The 886-nt window shown below is 33.7% G+C and carries 2 protein-coding genes; both read left to right on the top strand.

From position 1 onward, the window contains the following. Positions 1–136 precede the first annotated feature (136 nt). Positions 137–448 carry a type II toxin-antitoxin system HigB family toxin gene (locus A6E06_RS11385; RefSeq protein ID WP_045037622.1) on the top strand — a complete coding sequence of 104 codons (312 nt, stop codon included), beginning with the start codon at positions 137–139 and terminating at the stop codon, positions 446–448. Further along, positions 445–873 (top strand): type II toxin-antitoxin system HigA family antitoxin, encoded by a 429-nt coding sequence (locus A6E06_RS11380; RefSeq protein ID WP_045103959.1) that lies wholly within the window; start codon positions 445–447, stop codon positions 871–873. The genes A6E06_RS11385 and A6E06_RS11380 overlap by 4 nt, the downstream gene beginning before the upstream one ends. Positions 874–886 lie beyond the last annotated feature (13 nt).

Here is an 886-nt window from a genome sequence, read left to right as displayed (position 1 = left end):
TAAGGCGTTAAAATTCAGCTTGGTTTGTATGGTAGCAAACGTGTTATGCAGGCGTTAAACGCTTCTTTGTAAATTCACAACTTGTGAACTTGGTTCGAAGGTGCTATATTCACATATAGTGAACTTAGAGGTGTTTATGCACGTAATATCAAGAAAACCATTTAGTGATGCGGCGAAAAAGTACCCGAATGATGCTGCGGCCATTGATGCATTATATAAATCATTAAAAAATAATAACTTTTCAAATCCGCTGGAAATGAAAAATGTTTACCCAAGCTTAGATAACTTTAAGTATAAAGATAAATGGTATGTTCTGGATATCGGTGGGAATAATTTACGATTAATGACTTTTATCGAATTTCGAGATAATAGAATGTTTGTTAAGCATATTGTTCCTCATGCAGAATATGACAAATTATGTGCAAAATACGCAAAGGAGTCGAAATGAAAAATTTTAATCAAGTTAAATCAACAGCATTACAATTATTTTCAATGGCTAGTTTTGTTGGTCATATTTCAACGGAAGAAGAATACGCTGAAGCCTTGGAGTTAATGGAAGATCTTATTGAAGAATATGATATCTACAAACCATTAATTGAGGTTTTGGAAGTATCTATTGAACGTTGGGAAGATCGTGCAGATGAATTTGCAGAGTTTAATGCTCGTATTGAGAACTTAGATGATGGTGTAGCAACACTACGTGTATTAATGGATCAGTATCAACTTAAAGCTGATGACTTAAAAGATGTCATTGGAGGTAAAAGTTTAGTTTCAATGATCCTTAATGGTTCTCGTAAGCTAACGAAAGAGCATATTCAAGCTATTTCATCTAAGTATAATATCAGCCCAGCATTGTTTTTTGGCTGCGTTTAACAAACGACTATGG

It is taken from the genome of Aliivibrio sp. 1S175 (genome assembly GCF_001690985.1).
Classification (GTDB): domain Bacteria; phylum Pseudomonadota; class Gammaproteobacteria; order Enterobacterales; family Vibrionaceae; genus Aliivibrio.
The sequence above is the reverse complement of the archived record's forward strand: the minus strand, read 5'-3'. Positions and strand labels throughout refer to the sequence as shown.